At 53.2% G+C, this 20,575-nt stretch carries 12 protein-coding genes; 8 read left to right on the plus strand and 4 right to left on the minus strand.

Going from position 1 to position 20,575, the window contains the following annotated elements:
- Positions 1-201 precede the first annotated feature (201 nt).
- The 4 genes from AB1656_20120 to AB1656_20135 all read right to left on the minus strand — a co-directional run bounded on the left by AB1656_20120 (position 202) and on the right by AB1656_20135 (position 7,443).
- On the minus strand, positions 202-1,221 hold the full coding sequence (locus AB1656_20120) for a Gfo/Idh/MocA family oxidoreductase (protein ID MEW6237698.1): 1,020 nt from the start codon (positions 1,219-1,221) through the stop codon (positions 202-204).
- 15 nt (positions 1,222-1,236) lie between these two features.
- A complete protein-coding gene (gene argS / locus AB1656_20125) occupies positions 1,237-2,892 on the minus strand; it encodes an arginine--tRNA ligase (GenBank protein ID MEW6237699.1) in 1,656 nt (551 codons plus the stop codon).
- Positions 2,893-3,011: 119 nt separating this feature from the next.
- Positions 3,012-5,942: a glycosyl hydrolase gene (locus AB1656_20130; GenBank protein ID MEW6237700.1), complete on the minus strand. Its 2,931-nt coding sequence runs from the start codon at positions 5,940-5,942 to the stop codon at positions 3,012-3,014.
- A gap of 523 nt (positions 5,943-6,465) precedes the next feature.
- A complete protein-coding gene (locus AB1656_20135) occupies positions 6,466-7,443 on the minus strand; it encodes a DUF4097 family beta strand repeat-containing protein (protein MEW6237701.1) in 978 nt (325 codons plus the stop codon).
- Between the two features lie 750 nt (positions 7,444-8,193).
- On the opposite strand from AB1656_20135, the gene ald reads away from it, so the two are divergent.
- From ald to AB1656_20175, 8 genes are all read left to right on the plus strand, one after another.
- A complete protein-coding gene (gene ald / locus AB1656_20140; protein ID MEW6237702.1) occupies positions 8,194-9,306 on the plus strand; it encodes an alanine dehydrogenase in 1,113 nt (370 codons plus the stop codon).
- Positions 9,307-9,687: 381 nt separating this feature from the next.
- Positions 9,688-10,149 carry a chemotaxis protein CheW gene (locus tag AB1656_20145; GenBank protein ID MEW6237703.1) on the plus strand — a complete coding sequence of 154 codons (462 nt, stop codon included), beginning with the start codon at positions 9,688-9,690 and terminating at the stop codon, positions 10,147-10,149.
- A 213-nt stretch (positions 10,150-10,362) separates the two neighbouring features.
- On the plus strand, positions 10,363-11,820 hold the full coding sequence (locus AB1656_20150) for a CheR family methyltransferase (GenBank protein MEW6237704.1): 1,458 nt from the start codon (positions 10,363-10,365) through the stop codon (positions 11,818-11,820).
- Between the two features lie 2 nt (positions 11,821-11,822).
- Positions 11,823-12,443, plus strand: coding sequence for a chemotaxis protein CheW (locus AB1656_20155; protein MEW6237705.1), 621 nt, complete (start codon positions 11,823-11,825; stop codon positions 12,441-12,443).
- Positions 12,444-12,513: 70 nt separating this feature from the next.
- The gene (locus AB1656_20160; GenBank protein MEW6237706.1) at positions 12,514-14,577 is read left to right on the plus strand and encodes a methyl-accepting chemotaxis protein; all 2,064 of its coding nucleotides are present in this window, start codon (positions 12,514-12,516) and stop codon (positions 14,575-14,577) included.
- A 383-nt stretch (positions 14,578-14,960) separates the two neighbouring features.
- A complete protein-coding gene (locus AB1656_20165; protein MEW6237707.1) occupies positions 14,961-17,258 on the plus strand; it encodes a hybrid sensor histidine kinase/response regulator in 2,298 nt (765 codons plus the stop codon).
- 17 nt (positions 17,259-17,275) lie between these two features.
- Positions 17,276-18,355 (plus strand): chemotaxis-specific protein-glutamate methyltransferase CheB, encoded by a 1,080-nt coding sequence (gene cheB / locus AB1656_20170; GenBank protein MEW6237708.1) that lies wholly within the window; start codon positions 17,276-17,278, stop codon positions 18,353-18,355.
- Positions 18,352-20,529 (plus strand): response regulator, encoded by a 2,178-nt coding sequence (locus AB1656_20175; protein MEW6237709.1) that lies wholly within the window; start codon positions 18,352-18,354, stop codon positions 20,527-20,529. The genes cheB and AB1656_20175 overlap by 4 nt, the downstream gene beginning before the upstream one ends.
- The last annotated feature ends 46 nt before the right edge of the window (positions 20,530-20,575 follow it).

Raw genomic sequence — 20,575 nt, forward strand, 5'->3', positions numbered from 1 at the left:
GCGAAATTTCATCCCAGCCTTGAAAGGCTGGGCTATTTTCAAATGCCCCTTTAAAGGGGCAAACGGTCATAGCCCGCCGTTTCAACGGCGGGTACGTGGAGGGATTCCTTTTTCCGCGCGTTTCTTTTTTCTTTCGAGTCTACGCGATGCAAACGTCATTTTGGATCGTCCTATTAAGCGCGTAACGTAAGATAATAATTATTAAACCTGGACAATTTCGCGTTGCTCGAGGGATTGAATTTCCGCTTCCACCACTTGCAGCGCCGCGCAGCCCGCTTCGAAATCCGCCGCTGCGGGAGACGCTTCGCCCCCCGCCAGGCGCTTAAAGAAATAGGCGTCTTGCAGCAGGTAGCCGCCCAGGTTGGTCACGTTGATTCCTTCCACCGGCTTGGTCTTCGGCATATCCGGCAAGACTGGCGTTTCGGGTTCGCCTTCTTTGGGATAGAAGAGAAACGGCTCCGGGCGGGTGCAATCGTAGTCGAGGACGCCCTTTTCGAATAGCGCGACGAAACCCATGCGGAAAGGATATTTCTCGCCTTCGTACCAGGCGCCTTCGGCGTAGACGGCCGGTCCGCCGTCGTAGAAATACTGCGTATGGATTTGCCGCCAGCCCGCGTAATCCTTGACGCCGCTGGCCACCACCGCCTTGGGCTTCCCGGCGAGATAAAGAACCATATCCGTATCGTGCAGATGAAGATCGAGCGCCGCGCCGCCGCTCAATTCCGGATTCAGCAGCCAATTGCCCGCCGACCATCCCGGCTGGGCGCTGGTGCGGACGAATTTCATCGAAGTCAATTTCCCCCAACGCCCATCGGCGCAGGCTTCCTTCAAGCGAACGTATTCCGGCCAGAAACGAAGCACGTGTCCTACTTGATTGACGACGTTGTTCTTCTTCGCTTCGGCGGCGAGTTCCTTGGCCTGGGCCAGCGCTCGGCAAAGGGGCTTCTCCACGAAAAGATGCTTGCCTTGAGCCAACGCCAACATGGCGAGTGGATAATGGGAGGGCGTCGGCGTGCAGATCATGACGGCGTCCACGTCGTCCCGCCGGATCAGGTCTTCCGGAGACGACATGAATTCGCAATTCGCCTGCTTCGCCAATTTTTCCGCCGATTCCACCCGTTCGTCCGCAACGGCGGCGATTTCCGCCGCTCCGCTGACCAGGCAGGCCTGAGTGTGCATATTGCCCATTCCGCCGCAGCCGATGATTCCAATTCGCGCCATGATTTTTCTTCTCCTTTACATTCTTTCCGGAGCGTTCACTTTAAGAAGCCCCAATCCGTTGCGCATCGTTTGCCGTATGGCGAGGACAAGATGAAATCGGCTCCGCGTTCCCGGCTCGTCGTTCTCGTCCAACACGCGCTGCGCTTGATAGTAGGTATGAAACGTTTTCGCCAAATCTTCCAGACAAGCGGGAATCAGTTGCGGCTCGAACCGCTCCGCCGCGTCCATCACTTGCAAAGGATAATAGAATATCTTCAACAATAAAACCCGCTCCCGCTCCCCGCGCAGGGGCGCCGGATCGAAATCGAGTGCGGGAGAAATGGCAACGCCGCGTTCCTTGGCTCTCTCCTCGATGCTGCAAGCGCGGGCGTGCACGTATTGCAGATAATAGACGGGATTGTCCATCGACTGCTTCTTCGCCAAATCCCAATCGAAGACCATCTGCGCCGAATAGCTGCGCTGGGCGAAGAAATAGCGCGTTACGTCCGCGCCCAGTTCGTCCACCATATCCGCCAGGGTCATGAATTGTCCTTCGCGGGTGGAGAGCTTGATCTTCTCCCCGCCCCGCTGGATGCTCACCATCTGGTTGAGAAGATAATGGAGTTTGGACAAGTCATGGCCGAAGATTTGCAAAGCCGCCTTGACTCTCTCGATCTGGCTGTGATGATCGTGTCCCATGACGTTGACGAGCAGATCGCAGCCTCGCCGGTATTTCTCGCAATGATAGGCGATGTCCGGCGTAACGTACGTCGGTTCGCCGTCGCTTTTGACCAACACGCGGTCTTTTTCGTCGCCATGATCGGTGGTGCGCAGCCAGAGGGCGTTGTCTTGCTCGTAAGCGGCCCCCTTTTCCAACAGTTGATCCAACACCTGCTTCACCGCGCCGGACGTATGCAGGGAGCGCTCGCTGAAGGTTCGATCGAACCGCACCCGCAGTCGGCGCAGGTCGTCCATAATAATGTCCATCAATACGCTGGCGGCGAATTCGGTGAACGGCTCCCAATTCCCTTCTTCCAATAGCGCGCCGCCCCGCGCCGTCTTCAACGCCGCTGCGATGTAGCGGATATAATCGCCTTTGTAGCCATTCTCCGGCAGGGGGCAATCCCGCCCGAACAATTGCAGGTAGCGCGCCCGCACCGAACGCCCCAGCATCTGCATCTGCACGCCCGCATCGTTGTAGTAGTATTCCCGCTCCGTCTCGTATCCCACGGCTTGAAGCAATTCCGCCGCCATATCCCCCACCACCGCTCCGCGTACATGGCCGACGTGCAAGGGACCGGTGGGATTGGCGCTGACGAATTCCACCAGCGCTCGTTGGCCTTGATGCTTCATAGAACGCCCATACTCGGCGCCCAGCGTCAACGCGCTTTTCATGGCGCCGAGCAACACATCGTCGGAAAGCGTTAGGTTAATAAATCCCGGCCCCGCCACCACGGCGCGGGCGACGATAGGACTGGCCGACAAGCGTTTGACGAACTCGTCGGCGATCTCGCGCGGGGGCTTCTTCATCGGCTTAGCGAGCAGCATGGCGGCGTTGGTGGTCAAATCGCCATACGCGATATCTTTCGTCGGCGTAAATAAAAGCAGAGACGGATCGATAACCCCGCCCGCCAACGAAGCGGCCGTCTCCCTCAGAATTTGGTTCAATTGCTCGACAATTTCAAAATACACGGATATCGCCTTTCACTAAATCCAATAATATCAACCCTCACCTAACCTCTCCCAATCTTGGGAGAGGGATTGGGAAAACAGTAAATTTACCTGAAAATGGCCTTTCTGCGTAGCATGAGTTATTCATATATCTCCAACTTCACTTCGCCGAGGATTCCCGACGGCGCCGCTTGACGCATCAGCCGATTGGCCAGCGAATTGACGGCGCGGAATTCGAATAGATTTTCGCCTATTCTTACTTTGCTGGTTACTTCCATTCGCCAGGGAGGACGCCATAACGTCCCGGCCAGTTCTCCGTTAATGGCGATTTCCACCAAATCGGCGACCTTCTCGAATTGAAGAAAGAAACGATGCTCCGCCAACGCTTCCGTTATGCATAAATTCTGGCGATAGATTCCGGCGCCGGAATAGAAGGGATAGCCCTGATCGGCCCATGAGCCAGTTTTAATTTTCATGGAAGGCTGAGTAATAACTTGTTGGCCTTCGCATTCGATAAGAGCGAAATCGCCATGCAGGCTTAGCATTTCCGCGATATGTCCAGCATCGTGAAAATGGGCGGCGCTGGAGACGGTCAGAATATTTTCCCCGCGCCGGATATGCTCGCTGGCGTCGAATGCGGTCAACAAACGGTCGAAGCCTTCGCATTCTACGCTCTTCTCCACGGGAATCCCGTTGATGGCGATGGCGAAGGTTTGGCGTCCCTTCCCGCCGAATACTTCCTGATGAGCTAATCCATCGCAAATCAACGTCAACGGCCCGTTGAAGCGATCCACCCAAAAGGATGCCGTATAGACGCGCTCAAGCCCCAGCCAGCCAGTCGGCTCCTCGCGGAAAGGCTTTATTTCCATGCGCCATTGATGCAAGGGCAATTCGTTTCCCATTTGAACAAAGAAGAAATATTCATTATGAAATTTGATCGTATGCAGCGGTTCGCCGCAAGGTTCGTTCTTCGCTTCCGCGCCATCCAACGGTTGGCAATTCATCAGAAACAGCCGCGATTCGCCGGGTTGCAATCGTACTTGCAGCGTTGGATCGGGACCGCTGACCGGCAAACGGTGAAACCGCCCCGTCTCCGCATCTCCTTCGTAAACGTATTGAGCCGCTGTGGGGAAAACAATTTTTCCCGCATAGTCCGCCGTCGTCGAAACGTTATGCGCGAAGAAGAGATCGCCTTCGGGCAGGATGCGATGATGATGGATTACGTCTTCGCTGTCTCCCTCCATCGAAACGCCCGGTTCGGCCAACCGGCGCAGAACCTCCAACCAATCCCCTTTCGCGAAAAGGACGTTTTCTTTTTCTTCGATCAGCCGTTCGATGCGTTCGCGGATAGAGGCGTCGCTTCCCTGCTCTTGCGAAGCATCGGGCAGGCATTCCGCAAAAAGAATTTTCGTTCCTTGCTGCGCCAAGCGTTCCAAGATATCCACCGTCTTCGAGAGAACAACGCGGCAGAGTGGAATCAACAGAATGGAATAGCGTTTTCGCGCATCGCCGCTGGGCGCGTATAGAATCGCGCCCTCGCCATCGCCTTGCAGATGGAGCGCCCAATCTTCAGCGATGAAATCGAAATCGTAATGATGGCGCAGCAACGTTTCGCAAAATATGGAAAAGGCGTTTTCCCATTGCCCCGCCCGCTGGCGGTCATCCGCACTAAGGGAAAACAAGCCCCAAAACGAACGCATGGGATAAAGAACCAGCGCCGCAGCGATATGCCCTCCCTGCGAGAGCATCGCCGATAGCCGCGCCAGACGCTCGGCGAATCGCCCATACCACGGCCAGAAAGTCTGCTGATAGGAATGCGCCGGTGGGCATTCCCACTTGCGGAAGCCTTCGATGGAGTAATAGGCCGCATGAGGGACGAAGAAATTGATCCCCAGCGCCATTTGAAACGCCGCCAGCCGGTCGATATCCGCCAACGACAGCCTCCAGCCCCCCGCGACTCCGAAAGCTTCCGACATCGTCCGCGGCTTGCCCAACCAATGCGCGGCGGACGAGGCCGATTTGCAGGCCAAGAGATTATTGCAAAATCCCGCACGCGGCCAGGCGCTATCGAAAAGCGCGTCGCAGCCCGCATAGTCCCAATATTCCGCCGTGCGGAAATAATCTCCCTGCGTCCACGCCTGCCGCGCCGGTTCGCCTTCGCATTCGGGATGGCCGATACTGAGCCATCCCGCTTCCTGGCAGGCGGCGCGGACGGTTTGGAAATAGGCTTCGCAATACATATCCGTAACGCATTGCAGAAACCGGCAGCGGTGGGCGGCGGCTTCGCCCTCTCCGGCAAGAACCAGGCTGGGCAGCGCGTATTCGATATCGTAATCGTAAAGACGCTTGAATCGCTGCGGCAGCGCGGCGGTCCAGGGAATCTCGTTGGCCGCCAAAACGCCGAAACGCGGTTCGTCCGTAAAGACGCCCGCTATTATGCCCGCGTCTTCGCCCAAAAATTCCCGATAGCGGCGATGCGTCGCGTTGACGAACGCCTCTACAGCTTGGGGATTGAGCGTATCCAGGTAGTAACCATGAAAGCCGCCGCGAAATACTTTTTTTGCGAAAACCAGAATCTGGACGATCTCCGGCGGGACGTCTTCGATGACGCCATTGCGCGGCCAATCGCTTAGGTTGCGGCATTCTCCCGCGCCGGTGATTCCCAACACGTAGGCGATATCCTCGTCCGCCTTCAAACGGATGGAGCGCCCCGGCGCCGTGGCGATGGTTTGCGCTAAAACCAGAGTGGTTTGACGAAACGATGGTTCGGCGTCGGTTACGGCGCCGCCTGCGGTTCCGCTAGGCCAGTTGTCTTCATCGTAAAGCCAAACCTGCATCCCCCGCCGATGGCCTTCCCGCGCGCAAAGTTGGATGAGTTGCATCCATTCGTTCGATAGATATGGCGTCAGCAAGCCATGCCGCGCATGAAGGATGAAGCCGCCCATTCCCTGCTGCTGAAATTCCTCGATCTGGCGCAGCAATTCCTCTTTCTCCAACCGATGGTTGAGAAACCAGAAGGGAACGGGCCGAAAAGCGTCCGGAGGATGCAAAAAGAGTTCTATCGGATTCATTCTTAGAATATCTATGGGTCAAAAAACGCGACCCATCCTACTTTTTTCATCATTCATCATTCATCACTCATCATTCAAAACCTATGGTATCAGCGGCTTTCGTTCGTCAAAAGGGATAACCGCCGTTATTTTTTTCCAGCGCTTATCGTTAATCAAATAATGCCATTACGGGTGATGATTGATTTAGTAATAATGGAGCGTTTGGCAAGGGCAAGATCTTTTCTGCCCTTGCGCTTCCCCAAAACGATGTTTGTCTGGATCATGATGAATGGATGGGACGGCAGAGGTTCTTAGATTGATTCACGAAAATGTGGAGAAAAAAGAAGGACGTAAAAAAAAACGAAAAAATTAAGAACACTTATCGTTAGAGATAACGCTATACAAGACGATCCGGCAAAAAAATTGAAGATGCAATCGGGTGACTGCCTATTGTGGTGCAGGCATCTTGCCTGCGCTGTATCTTGTACAGGTTGGAAGCCCGTACCACAAAAAATTGACTTTTTGCCGTCCCATCATAAATGACTCATTCCCCGCCGTCGATTTTTTTCAACCTTATGCCGCCGTTGGAGCTGCGCAAGCGAATTTCCGGGCCGCGGCCGTCGCCGAGAATTCCTATGAGTTTGCTTCTTCCCGCCGTTTTCACCGTAATGGGAAAATCGCAGCCTACGCTTCCGTTCGAGGTAACCGCATCCAATTTCCCGTTGAAATCCAGCGGCAATTTTACGTGTATGGAGCCATTCGAAGTGGAAAGGCCGAGGCGAGCGCAAAGGCTGTAGATATCGGCTTCAATGGAGCCGTTCGAGGAGGATAACTCCGACTCTTCGTCCAGCCGTTCCGCTCGCAGGACGATGGCGCCGTTGCTCGTGCAGACGCGGACGCGGCCTACGACGCCTTCCAACTCGACTTTGCCGTTGGATGTATCAATATCCATGTCTCCGTGGAGGCCGGCGATATGGACGGCGCCATTAGAAGTATCCAGTTTGGCGTCGAATTCCGGCGGCGTCTGAATTTCGTAGCGGACGCTAAGGTTTACGCCTTGGGGAATTTTGGGATGCGCTTTATAAATTCTGATTTCTCTACCGTTGCGTTCGACCCTTATGTCCACCTTGCGGGCGAAATCTTCCGCCGTGGAGGATCGGCGGGCGCGCACTTCTTTCCAGGCTTTCACGACGATCCGGTTGTCGGGAGAAGGCGTCAGACATATCGATCCATTGGACGTTTCAGCGGAAAGGAAGGAGGCGCCGTCTCGATCCAACGTCCACTCTTGCTGATCGGCGAATCGAGACTTGAATTCCGGCGGACAATTAACGGCGGCTTCCGCGACGGAAACGGGAACTTCGACGGCAGCTTCCACAATAGAGGCCGTTCCTTCCGCTACGCCGCCGATGAGTTCGCCTATACCGCCAATAAGTTCGCCGGTCGCGCTCAGGCAGCCGTTAAGTCCCATAGCGGCGAGGCAGCACGCAATCGCCAAACCTGCAGAAAAAGCGCTTTTCTTCATGTCCGTTCTCTTTTCCTCATAGAATTTCGCCGAGGGTTGCGACAAATGGCATTCAATAGATTCTATCGTTCGCTTTCTTTTTACAACTAATCCATCGCTATTCTTCTAATACGGAGAAGGGACGGCGATTATTTAAAGAAATAACGGCCAGCAGCCAGTACAAACTATGAGTAAAACGGCGAGAATTATCGTATGAAATGCTTGTTTGTCAGAATTAGGATGGCCAGGATTTTTAGGATGATAAAATCCTGGTTATCCCTACGTTCTGGATATCTGGTTTATGGCAAAGGCAAGGTTGTTCCAGACCTTGAGCATCCCTTCGATTTGTGAGTAAAGAACAGCCTCGATGGCAAGATGATGGAAATGCGTAAAAATGAGTTATGGAGTTTCCGGCGGGAGGCTCCGTTTTTTGTCGCCAGTCTCTTTGTGTAAGATAATGCTATTGAGGATAGAATGAAGTTTGACATAGAAATTCGAACGAGAAAATGCAGGCAGGATCATGTTATCATGGCTCGCGTTGAAACGATAATATAATAGTAAGGGAGGCTCTTGCAAAATTAATGAAATCCGTCTTAAAATTCTCCCCCCAAGATTGGGGGTAGTTAGAGGGGGGTTGATTTTGTTAGACTTATCTCAACCCCCTCCTCCCCCAGGCTTGGGGGAGGAATTATAGAGTTTTGCAAGAGGCTCAAGGATTAAAGATTAAGGCGCGGACTTAGCGAGACGCAGGATTGATAAAGAGGATATATCATGATTATTGGCGTTCCCAAGGAAATTAAAGATCACGAATACCGGGTGTCCATCACGCCCGCGGGCGCGCAACAACTGGCGAAGGTTGGGCATACAGTCCTTGTGCAGGAAGGCGCGGGAAAAGGCAGCGCGTTGAGCGACGAGGATTACCGCCAGGCGGGCGCAACGCTGACGGCTTCGGCGGGGAAAATCTTCGCCGAAGCGGACGCCGTCGTCAAAGTGAAGGAGCCTCAGCCTTCGGAATTCGATCTTCTTAAGCCGGGCTTGACTTTGTTTACCTACCTGCACCTGGCGGCGGAGCCGGTTCTGACTCGCGAGCTGATGCGGCGGGGCGTCGCCGCCATCGGCTACGAGACGGTGCAACTGAACGACGGGAGCCTGCCCTTGTTGACGCCGATGAGCGAAGTCGCGGGTCGTATGGCGATTTACGAAGCGGCGAAATATCTGGAGAGCGCCCGCGGCGGCAAAGGCGTACTGCTCAGCGGCGTCCCCGGCGTGCGTCCGGGAAGAGTGACGATCCTGGGCGGCGGGACGGCGGGCCTCAACGCGGCGAAAGTAGCGGCGGGCATGGGGGCGCTGGTAACGATTCTCGACTTGTCCCTGCCGCGCCTGCGATTTCTGGACGACGTTTTGCACAACGTAACCACGCTGATCTATACGCCGCTGGCTCTGAGCGAACTCTTGCCCCATACGGACGCGCTGATCGGAACCGTTCTCGTACGCGGAGCGCGCGCTCCCAAATTGGTAACACGCGAGATGGTTGGGCGCATGGAAAAAGGCTCCGTCGTCGTGGACGTGTCGATCGATCAAGGCGGCTGCGTGGAGACGAGCCGTCCCACCACCCATAGCGATCCAACGTTCATTGTGGACGGCGTAGTGCATTATTGCGTAACCAATATGCCCGGCGCCGTGGCGCATACCTCCACCGTCGCCCTCACCAACGCCACGTTCCCCTACGTAATGAAACTGGCGAATCGGGGATTCGCCGCCGTGAAAGACGACGCGGCGCTGGGCAAAGGCGTTAACGTTTGCCATGGCCGGCTGACGAACGAAGCGGTGGCCCAGGCGCTGGATTTACCCTTTACGCCCCTGGAAGAGGCGCTCGCCGGGTGAAGTGGGACTTGGGGACTTTGGGACTTGGGGACTTGGGGACTTGGGGACTTGGGGACTTGGGGACTTGGGGACTTGGGGACTTGGGGACTTGGGGACTTGTCTATTTTGGTGGGGCTTGCTTCGCTCGACCCACCCTACTATTTTCGAATGTTTTTTCTTGGCAAGAGGATCATAATAATATCGAGCGAAAAAAGCAAAATATAACTTTTTGTAAATAATGGGTAGCCAAGAGATTAAATTAGTGGTAGTATTATATTAATAATAGGCGGCTAACCATAGAATATATTTCATTGTTTTATCAATATGCGCAGCCAACCAAGGAAATGTAACAGCGGGAATTCTTGCGAACAACATTTTTTGAATTTATGAGATGGCGGAGAAATGGACTACTCTAATCGCTGGGCGATCTTTCGACTGGACGAGCATCGATATGCTCTTCATTTGTCCATTGTCGAAAGAGTTGTCCGGGCAGTCGAACTGACATCCTTACCCAAAGCGCCGAATATCGTGATCGGATTGGCGAACGTATCGGGAAGCGTCATTCCGGTCGTCAATATCCGCCGCCGATTCCGTTTGCCCGAACGAGATATCGATCCAAACGACCAAATGATTGTCGCCCGCACCCAGCGCCGAATCGTAGCATTGCTCGCAGATTCGGTTCTGGAAATCGCCGAATATCCCGAAAGCGCGATCGTCGCCTCCGAAAAAATCGTTCCGGGATTGGATTACGTGGAAGGAGTCATCAAGAGAGAGGACGGCCTCATCCTCATCCACGATCTCGATCGATTTCTTTCTCTGGAAGAGGAAAAACGGTTGGACGAGGCATTGTCCGATTTGGATTAGGCATAATCATGAGGCTCATGCGAAATTAATGAAATCCATCTTTAAATTCTCCCCCCAAACTTGGGGGGAGTTAGAGGGGGGTTGATTTTAATGGACTTACGTCACCCCCCTCCTAACCTCCCCCAAGCATGGGGGAGTAAAAAAAGAATATTGCAAGAGGCTCTCATGGGTAATGGAATATCTCCTATTCTATTATCGAGGATCAGCCAGTTTGTGGCCGCGCATATGGGGCTTTATTTCCCGGAAGAACGTTATCCCGAACTAGAAAGAGGGATTGTCTCTTCCGCGCGCCAGTTTGGTTTCCACGAACCGAATTCTTTTCTTCATTGGCTGACGTCCTCGCCGTTGACTCAGGAGCAAATCGAAACGCTGGCCAGTTATCTGACGGTGGGGGAAACCTATTTCTTTCGCCAAAAAAGAGATTTCGACGTTCTCGAAGAGCATATTCTGCCGGAACTAATTCGTTCCCGCCGGGAAAACTGCAAGCGATTGCGAATCTGGAGCGCCGGTTGCTGCACCGGGGAAGAACCCTATTCCATTGCGATTCTATTAAGCCGCTTAATCCCGGATTGGCGGGAATGGAACATCGATATTATGGCTACGGATATCAATACCCGGTTTCTGAAGAAGGCGGCGCAGGGGCGATATGGGAAGTGGTCGTTTCGCAATTCGTTGGACAGTATACAAGAGCGATTTTTCGAAAAAAAAGTGGATGACGCTTTTGAAATTCTTCCTGCGATTAAAAAATTGGCCGCTTTTTCCTACTTGAATCTGGCCAAGGACGCCTATCCGTCGCTAGCGAACAATACCAACGCCCGGGACATTATTTTTTGCCGGAACGTATTGATGTATTTTTCTCCGGAGCAGGCGAGAAAAGCGGTGGACAAGTTCTACCATTCGCTCATTGAGGGCGGCTGGTTGATCGTCAGCCCCTGCGAATTGTCTCCGGTTCTTTTTTCCTCCTTCCTTGCGGTTCATTTTCCCGACTCGATTCTATACCGGAAAGTGAGCCAATCGGCGCGGACAGCGGTATTTTTCCCAGAGAAGAAAGAAGAAACGACGGCGGAGACGGCTTTTTTGGGGGAATGGCCAAACGAATCCGACTTTGAAATCGATTCCATCCCGAATGCGGCCGATTCATCGCTGAAAAGGATCATGGAACCGGAACGTCCTGCACAGCAGCCTGCTTCTTTGGAAGAACGTGGGAATTGGCCTAAGCAGGAGCCGCGCGGCGAAGCGGAATCGAACGAGCGTCTGCCGCTCGACCAAGGCGGCGCGATGGAAAACGCTCGTTTGGCGCGGACTTGCGCCAATCAAGGCCGGCTGCAAGAAGCGCTGGAGTGGTGCGAAAAAGCTGTGGCGGCGAACCGGGTAGACGCGGGATTGCACTATTTGCGCGCCATGATCCTGCAAGAACAGGGGAATATCGAAGAGACCATCGCGTCGCTGAAACGGGCGTTGTATCTCGATCCTCAATTTGCGTTGGCATATTTCGCCTTAGGCAATATCGCCCGGCGTCAGGGAAATCTCTCCAAATCCAACAAGTATTTCGAAAATGCGGCTTCGCTTTTAAGCGCCTATAAACTAGATGACGCGCTGCCCGAATCGGATGGGATCACGGCGGGAAGGCTATTGGAAATCGTCCGTTCGACGATCGGCATGGAGGGATAGGCATGAAGAATGCCAGCGATCAAATAGAGAAGAACGCCATAGACTGGTGGGCGATTCATCGCCGCATCGAAGCCGCGCAAGCGTCGCTGGAACGGGGGGAAACGCCAACCGCCGAGGAGAAGAAAAGAATCCTGCAGGCGCGCGCGCGGATGTTGGCGCAATCTCCTGAGAGCGGCTCCCCCGGCCAAGAATCGCTGGAGGTCTTGGAATTTATGTTGGCCTATGAACAGTACGCCATCGAGATATCGTTCGTGCGGGAAGCCGTTCCTTTGCGCGAGTTCACTCCTTTACCCTCCGCGCCGCCTTTCGTGCTGGGGATCGTCAACGCGCGGGGAGAGATTCTTTCGGTCGTCGATTTGAAGAAATTCTTCAATTTGCCGGAGAAGGGTCTGACCGATCTCAACAAAGTCATCGTGATCGAAAACGGCGCCATGCGATTTGGCGTTCTCGCCGACGTTATTTTGGGAATTTCGCATATCCCTCTCGCCGCGATTCAACCGCCGCCCGCTGCTTTTACCGGCCTTCGCGCCGATTATCTGCGGGGAGTAACGCCGGAGGGTTCGATTATTCTCGATGCGGAAAAAATCTTGTCGGACCGAAGAATAGTGATGAGTGATGAATGATGAATGATGAAAAAATCGATTACGCGCAGATGGTTATTGTATTCAATAAATTTTTCAAGGGAGAGAGGCGATGAAATGGTTCCTCAATCTTTCGACTAGCAACAAACTTATGATTGGTTTTGGAATGATGATTGTTCTTTTGTTGGCGATCATGGCGTTTGCTTCCGCAGGGATTCTATCCATAAAAAAATCACAAAGCATGCTCTTTGAAAGAGACTTCGCTATTGCAACAAATCTATTGGAACTTAGGTCCCACCTGAATCGTTCGCGGGCCGATACGCTGGAATTGATGTTGACGACCGATAAAACCCAACGCGATAAACTGTTGGCGGATATTAGTCGGATAGTCAACGATAACAATAAAATTATGGATAATCTTCTCGAACATGAGAAAACCCATCCGGAATTTCTTAATCGGCTGCAAGAATTGAGAACTCTCCTATACGCCTATCGGCAAACGAGAGACGCCCAGCAAATTCCCTTGATCGTCGAAGGGAAAATAGAGGAAGCCAAACTCCTGTCCATCGGGATTCAAGACGAGCGTTACAATCAAATGCGTGACATCCTTTTGGAACTGGGGAACAAATCGGTTGAGGATGCGAAACGTTTGCTGGGCGAATCTACGCAAAAAACCAAGAATACATTCGTCTTTTTCGCCATCATCAGCCTCATTGCGTTTTTGTCAGCGGTGGGGATGGTGGCATCCTTTAACCGGATTTTGGCCGGTTCGCTGAAACAGATTTCCACATCAGCGGATCGAATCGCTTCCGGAGATTTGTCCGTTGTTGTTCCGTTCGGCGAGCGGCGGGACGAAATCGGTAAACTTTCCAATGCCCTATCCCAAATGATCCGATCCTTGCAAGAAAAAGCGTTTTATGCGCGAAGCCTCATCGAGGCTAGCCTCGATCCCCTGGTTACGATCAGTCAGGACGGGAAGATTACCGATGTCAACGAGGCCACGATCAAAATCACCGGGATTTCTCGAGAGAAGCTTATTGGCGACAATTTTTCCAATTATTTCACAGAACCGGAAAAAGCTAACGCGGGTTATCGCGAGGTGTTGGAAAAAGGGTTTGTTACCGATTACCCGCTGACCATTCGCGATAGCTCCGGGAATTTGACGCACGTCTTGTACAACGCTTCGGTGTACAAAGATATGGATGGCAAAGTATTGGGCGTTTTCGCCGCCGCACGGGATATTACGGCCCAGAGAACGGCGGAGGACGCTTTGCGGAAAGCGCATAGCGAATTGGAGATTCGAGTGCAGGAACGGACCGCCGATCTAACCAAAGTGCTGCAAGAAGTGCGAGAGGGGATCAACGTGCTCAGTTCATCCGCCAGCGAGATTTTTTCGGCGGCCACTCAGGTCGCTTCCGGCGCGGCGGAAACAGCCGCTTCCGTCAGCGAAACGACCTCTACCGTGGAAGAAGTCAAACAGACCGCCCAAGTTACCACGCAAAAAGCCAAGTACGTATCCGAGAGCGCGCAGAAGACGGTTCAGACATCCCAAACCGGCAAGAATGCCGTGGAGGAATCCATCGAAGGAATGAACCGCATCCGGGAACAAATGGAATCCATCGCCGACAATATCTTGCGCCTGAGCGAGCAGAGCCAGACCATCGGCGAAATCATCGCCGTGGTTAACGATTTGGCGGATCAGTCGAATCTGTTGGCCGTGAACGCCGCCATCGAAGCGGCCAAAGCGGGCGAGCAAGGGAAGGGATTCGGCGTAGTGGCGCAGGAAGTGAGGAGATTAGCGGAACAATCCAAGCAGTCCACGGCGCAGGTGCGCGTTATTTTGAATAATATCGTCAAATCCGTGAATCAGGCGGCCATGGCCACCGAACAAGGCTCCAAAGCGGTGGCAGAGGGAGTGAAATATGCCAAAGAGAGCGGCGATGCCATCCGGCTGCTGGCGGAGAATGTGACCGAAGCCTTTCAGGCGGCCACGCAAATCGCCGCCTCCATCCAACAACAGCTAGTCGGCGTGGATCAGGTGGCCCAGGCGATGGAAAATATCAATCAAGTCAGTTCTCAGAACGCGGCCAGCACCAAGCAAGTCGAGAGCGCCGCGCAGAATTTGAATGAGCTGGGGCGGAAGTTGAAAGAACTGGTCGTGCAGTATAGGGGGTAAAAGCAATGATGAATGATGAATGATGAATGAGCCTCTTGCAAAATTTCATTATTCCTCCCCCAAACCTGGGGGAGGTTAGGATGGGGTTGTCTTAAGTCTATTAAAATCAACCCCCCTCTAACTCCCCCCAATCTTGGGGGGAGAATAAAAAGCGGATTTCATGAATTTAGCTAGAGCCTCGAATGGTAAATAAACGGGGGGTGGCAAGGGCAAAGTAGTTTCTACCCTTGAAATATCCGGCTTTTTTTCATCATTCATCATTCATCATTCATCATTCCAAACGGGTGGCAAGGTCGTTTTTGCCCTTGATTCATCCCTTCGACTTTTGGGTAAAGATCAATCCGGAGAACGAGGGGAGGGAACTGCGTAACAAAGGATTCTCTATGAACGCCAAGGATGAAGAATTTTTCAAGAAGCTTTTAGCCACTTTTAAGATCGAAGCCGCCGAACACCGGCAGGCTTTGACGGCCGGTCTGTTGGAATTGGAAAAAACTACGGCGTCCGAGAGGCAGAAGGAGATTATCGAAACGATTTTCCGGGAGACGCACAGCCTGAAGGGGGCGGCGCGGGCGGTGAACTTGGGGGAAATCGAAACGCTTTGCCAATCGATCGAAAATGTATTTTCGTCCTTGAAACGCGATCTTGTCGTTCTGTCCCCCGCCTTGTTCGACGCCCTGCACGAGGCGATCAATACTTTGGACGGTCTGCTGACCTTCACGGGAGAATCCGAAACCGGCGAGCGTTTTCATGCTGCGGACATCCTAGAAAACCTGGAATGCGCGGCGCGAAGCCATCCCCCTTCCATGCCGGAAGCCGAAAAACGCCAGGCCGAAAGAGAAATATCCCCGCCCGTTCCAACAGAGAGCGCACCATCCTTTATGGAGCCGAAACCGGCGCTGGTGGAGACGGTGCGCATCTCCACAGCCCGTTTGAATTCGATCCTGCTCCAGTCGGAAGAATTGATTTTCGCTAAACTGGCGGCGGCGCATCGCGTCGCGGACTTGAAGGAGATTCATGGCCTGATGGCCGATTGGAAAAAGGAATGGATCCATATCTATCCTGAGATTTCGGCCTTGCTGCGGGGATGGGAAAAAACGAATTCCCGGAATTCGTCCGAAAAACGGCATTTGGCGAAACTGCAAGAATTTCTCGATTGGAATCATCATCATGCCCAAGAGTTGGAAAGCCGAACGGCCGCCTCAGCGGCGGCGTTCGAACAAGATCACTTGGTATTGGGCCGCATGATCGACAATTTGTTGGGGGATATGAAGAAAACATCCATGTTTCCCTTTCATTTGGTGCTGGAAGTTTTTCCCAAATTGGTTCGCGATCTTTCGCGGGAGCAGGGAAAAGAGGCGGAACTGACGATTCAAGGCGGGGAGATAGAGATCGATCGGCGAATACTAGAGGAGTTCAAAGATCCCTTCCTGCATATGGTGCGCAATTGCATCGATCACGGCATTGAAACTCCCAAAGAGCGATTGCGAAAAAAGAAAGCGGCGCGGGGCGTCATCACGCTGGCCATTTCGCAAATCGGCGGCGGCCATGTGGAGATGCGCATTGCCGACGATGGGGCGGGCATCGATGCGGCGAAAGTCAAGGCCGCCGCGGTCAAACTGGGGATTCTTTCCTCTCAAGCCGCGGAAGCGCTCGACGAATCCGGAGTTCATACTTTGATTTTCCACTCCGGCGTATCGACCAGTCCGGTCATCACCGATATTTCCGGCCGCGGCCTGGGATTGGCGATCGTGCGGGAAAAGGTGGAGGAATTGGGAGGCTCGATTGCGATCGAATCCCGTCCGGGCGAGGGAACCGCGTTTCGAATCGTGTTGCCGATGACGCTGGCCGCGTATCGCGGTATAATGGTTCGGGTGAACGAACGATTTTTCGTTTTTCCCACAACGAATGTGGAGCGCGTCCTGCGAATTCATCCCGGCGCGATCCGAACCGTGGAAAATCAGGAAACGATTGCCGTGAACGGACAAGCGGTCTCCTTGGTCCGTCTTGGCGAAGCTTTGGAAATGCCATCCCCATCCACGTCTGCCGCATCCGGTCCTTTTCCATTGGTTCTTCTCCATTACGGCCAGAAGCGGATGGCTTTTCTTGTCGATGAGATTCTCGAGGAACAGGAAGTGCTCGTAAAAAATCTTGGCCCCCAATTGACGCGAGTCAAAAACATCGACGGCGCCACGATATTGGGCGCGGGGAAAGTCGTCCCCATCCTCAACGTTTCCGACTTGATGAAATCGGCGGCGCAACGGGTGGCCGCGACGCGGCCTGGCATCCCATCGGCTGCTTTCGAAGAGAAAACGGGAGCGAAACAATCCATCTTAGTAGTGGAAGATTCGATTACCGCCCGCACGCTGTTGAAAAACATCCTGGAAACGGCGGGATACGAAGTGAAGACGGCAGTGGACGGGATCGACGCTTTTACCCAGCTGCGCACTGCCGAATTCAATATGGTCGTGTCCGATGTGGATATGCCGCGCATGAACGGCTTCGAGCTGACGGCGAAAATCCGCAGCGAGAAGAAATTGGCGGAAATGCCTGTAGTTTTAGTAACGGCTCTGCAATCCCGGGAAGACCGGGAGCGGGGCATCGACGCCGGCGCCAACGCTTATATCGTAAAAAGCAGCTTCGATCAAAGCAATTTGCTAGAAATCATACGGAGATTGATTTGAGGGGAAGGGAGGGATCGATGATCAAACTTCTTGTCGTCGAAGATTCGCCGGTCGTTCGGGAATTTTTGGTTTATATTCTCAAAAGCGATCCGGAGATCGACGTCATTGGAGTGGCCCGCAACGGAGAAGAGGCGTTGGAATTCGTCAACGCCCGGCGGCCGGACGTGATTACGATGGATATCAATATGCCGCGCATGAATGGATTCGACACCACGCGCCGCATCATGGAGACGTCGCCGGTTCCCATCGTGATCGTCAGCGGCAGTTGGAATACAGCGGAAATGGCTACTACATTCCGGGCTTTAGAAGCGGGAGCCGTCGCCGTTCTGGCCCGCCCTACCGGTCTCGGCCATCCCGATCACGAAGCGAATGCGAAGGAATTGATCCAGACCGTTAAATTGATGTCCGAGGTGAAAGTGATCCGGCGTTGGCCGAGGCGGAGAACCGCTGCTTGGGAAAGTCTTTCCCGGCCCATTTTCTCATCGCTGCGCGAGAGGGAGGCGCTTTCGCCGCCGAGGGATATCCGGGCCGCCGCCATCGGCGCTTCGACCGGCGGACCGATCGTTCTGCAAACCATTTTATCCCGGCTGCCTAAAGATTTACCCTTCCCGATCCTTATCGTGCAACATATCGCGCCAGGATTTCTGACGGGATTTGCGGAATGGCTTTCTTCGACCACCGGTTTTCCGGCGCAGATCGCCGCGCAGGACGAGCCGATGGCGCCGGGACGAGCCTATCTGGCGCCGGATGGATGGCAGATGGGAGTGAAATCTCGAGGCCGAATTCATCTCAGCCCGGGAGATGCGGAGTATGGCGTATGTCCGTCCGTATCTTTCCTTTTTCGCTCCATGGCCAACGTTTTTGGAGCCAATGCCGCCGGCATTCTGCTTACCGGAATGGGGAAAGACGGGGCGGAGGAATTAAGAATCATGAAAGAGCAAGGAGCGTTGACCATCGTCCAAGACGAAGAGAGTTCCGTAGTGTATGGGATGCCGGGGGAAGCCATCCGGCTTCATGCGGCGCATTCCGTCCTTTCGCCGGAGGAAATTGCATCCGCATTGGAGCAATTAAGCAGAGAGGTAAGGATAAAATCATGACTTCCCCAAATAGTAAAGCGAACTACGAAAAAATCTTGATTGCCGAGGACAGCCTGACGCAGGCCGCTCAATTGATTTACATTCTCGAAGGACGAGGCTACAACGTTCTTCACGCCGTCAATGGGACGCAAGCGCTGGAGATGGCGCGGCAGCATAAGCCCATGTTGATTATCAGCGATATTCTTATGCCGGAGATGGACGGCTACCAACTCTGCCAATCCTTGAAGGAGGACGAGAATCTCAAAGAAATCCCATTGATTCTGTTGACTGCTCTTTCCGATCCCAAAGATGTTATCAAAGGATTGCAATGCGGCGCGGACAATTTCATCACCAAGCCCTACGACGAAAGATATCTGCTTTCCCGGATTCAATTTATTTTGGCCAACCGGGCCATCCGCCATCACGAAAAAATGGGGGTAGGCATAGATATATACTTCGCCGGAGAAAAATACCGCATCAATTCGGAACGCCAACAAATTCTCGATCTGCTGCTTTCCACCTACGAAACGGCGGTGCTTAAAAACTGCGAGTTGATCCAAGCGCGCAACGAACTGCAAAAATTGAACAGCCGGTTGGAAGATAAAGTGAAAGAGCGGACCGCCGCCTTGACGGAGGAGATTGCAGAACGCATCCGAGCGGAAAAAGCCTTGCGCGAAAGCGAACAAAAGTACCGCGAATTCTTCGAATACGACTTGACGGGAGACGCTATCGCCAGCGCCGATGGCCGGATTATGGATTGCAATCCCGCTTTTTTGCAAATTTTCGGCTTTGGCTCCAAAGAAGAATCTCTTAATACTACCATGATTAAACTCTATCCGACTCCCCAATCCTGCGAGCAATTTATGCAGCAGCTTCAGAAGAAGAAACAGATTCTCGGCGTCGAAAAAGAGATGCGCCGCGTGGACGGCAAAACGATATTCACCATCGAAAACAACATCGGTCTCTTCAACGATAAAGGAGAGATGATCGCAGTGCGGTCGTATATTTTCGACAATACGGAAAGAAAAATGCTGGAGGAACAATACCGCCAGTCGCAAAAAATGGAAGCCGTAGGCCGATTGGCGGGGGGAATCGCCCACGATTTCAACAACCTGGCCATGGCCATCAAAGGATATTGCGATTTTGCTCTTAAAGAGATTCCGACCGAAAATCCCGCCTACCAAGATATCGAAGAAGTGAAAAAGGCGGCGGATCGGACGGCGTCCTTGACGCATCAACTGCTGGCCTTCAGCCGCAAGCAAATCTTGCAGCCCCAGATCGTCAATTTGAACGAACTGATCGCGGGCATCGGCAAAATGCTGCAGCGATTGATCGAGGAAAACATCGAACTCGTTATCCTTCCCGATCCGGACCTGGATTTCATTAAGGCGGATCGGGTGCAAGTGGAGCAGATCATTATGAATCTCTCCGTCAATGCGCGCGATGCGATGCCGAAGGGAGGGAAACTGTCCATCGAGACGGCGAACGTCTTTTTGGATCAATCGTATGCTCAAACCCACTACGAAGTGCAAGCCGGCCCGTATGTGATGATCGCCGTCAGCGACAACGGCTGCGGCATGGACAAGGAGACGCAATCCCATATCTTCGAACCTTTTTTTACCACGAAAGAGCAAGGAAAAGGAACTGGGCTGGGTCTCGCCACCGTCTACGGGATCGTGAAACAGAGCAAAGGACATATTTGGGTTTACAGCGAGTTGGGGAAGGGAACCGTGTTCAAGATCTATTTTCCGCGGATCGGCGAAACGGAGGAAATAGAAGTATCGGAAAAGATCATTCCGGATACTCTTCAAGGTACGGAAACCATCCTGGTGGCGGAAGACGAAGAGATCGTTCGAAGCATGGTATGCCGATCGCTGCGCGAATATGGCTATACGATTCTCGAAGCCGAAAATGGGATGAAAGCCCTCGAAATCTGCGAACAAAACAAGGACAAGATTCGCTTGGTTCTGACGGATGTGATCATGCCGGAAATGAATGGAAGGGAGTTGTCGGACCTCATTCAAACGGCGTATCCGCAGATCAAAGTCATATTCATGTCCGGATATACGGAAAACGCCATTGTGCATCAAGGAATGTTGGACGAAGGCATTATCTTTTTGCAGAAACCGTTCATGCCCATGAATCTTTTGCAAAAAATACGGGCGGCGTTGGATGCTTTTAATCCCACTCTTTGAGACTGGGAGACTGGGAGCTCCATCCCCCTGTCTCACAGTCCCCCTG

The sequence above is a fragment of the Candidatus Omnitrophota bacterium genome, from assembly GCA_040755155.1.
GTDB lineage: Bacteria > Hinthialibacterota > Hinthialibacteria > Hinthialibacterales > Hinthialibacteraceae > JBFMBP01.

Coding starts and splice junctions, on each gene's coding strand:
- AB1656_20155 (MEW6237705.1), top strand. CDS start 11,823: ATGAAGAATGCCAGCGATCAAATAGAGAAGAACGCCATAGACTGGTGG.
- AB1656_20165 (MEW6237707.1), top strand. CDS start 14,961: ATGAACGCCAAGGATGAAGAATTTTTCAAGAAGCTTTTAGCCACTTTT.
- AB1656_20135 (MEW6237701.1), bottom strand. CDS start 7,443: ATGAAGAAAAGCGCTTTTTCTGCAGGTTTGGCGATTGCGTGCTGCCTC.
- AB1656_20120 (MEW6237698.1), bottom strand. CDS start 1,221: ATGGCGCGAATTGGAATCATCGGCTGCGGCGGAATGGGCAATATGCAC.
- AB1656_20130 (MEW6237700.1), bottom strand. CDS start 5,942: ATGAATCCGATAGAACTCTTTTTGCATCCTCCGGACGCTTTTCGGCCC.
- ald (MEW6237702.1), top strand. CDS start 8,194: ATGATTATTGGCGTTCCCAAGGAAATTAAAGATCACGAATACCGGGTG.
- cheB (MEW6237708.1), top strand. CDS start 17,276: ATGATCAAACTTCTTGTCGTCGAAGATTCGCCGGTCGTTCGGGAATTT.
- AB1656_20145 (MEW6237703.1), top strand. CDS start 9,688: ATGGACTACTCTAATCGCTGGGCGATCTTTCGACTGGACGAGCATCGA.
- AB1656_20160 (MEW6237706.1), top strand. CDS start 12,514: ATGAAATGGTTCCTCAATCTTTCGACTAGCAACAAACTTATGATTGGT.
- AB1656_20175 (MEW6237709.1), top strand. CDS start 18,352: ATGACTTCCCCAAATAGTAAAGCGAACTACGAAAAAATCTTGATTGCC.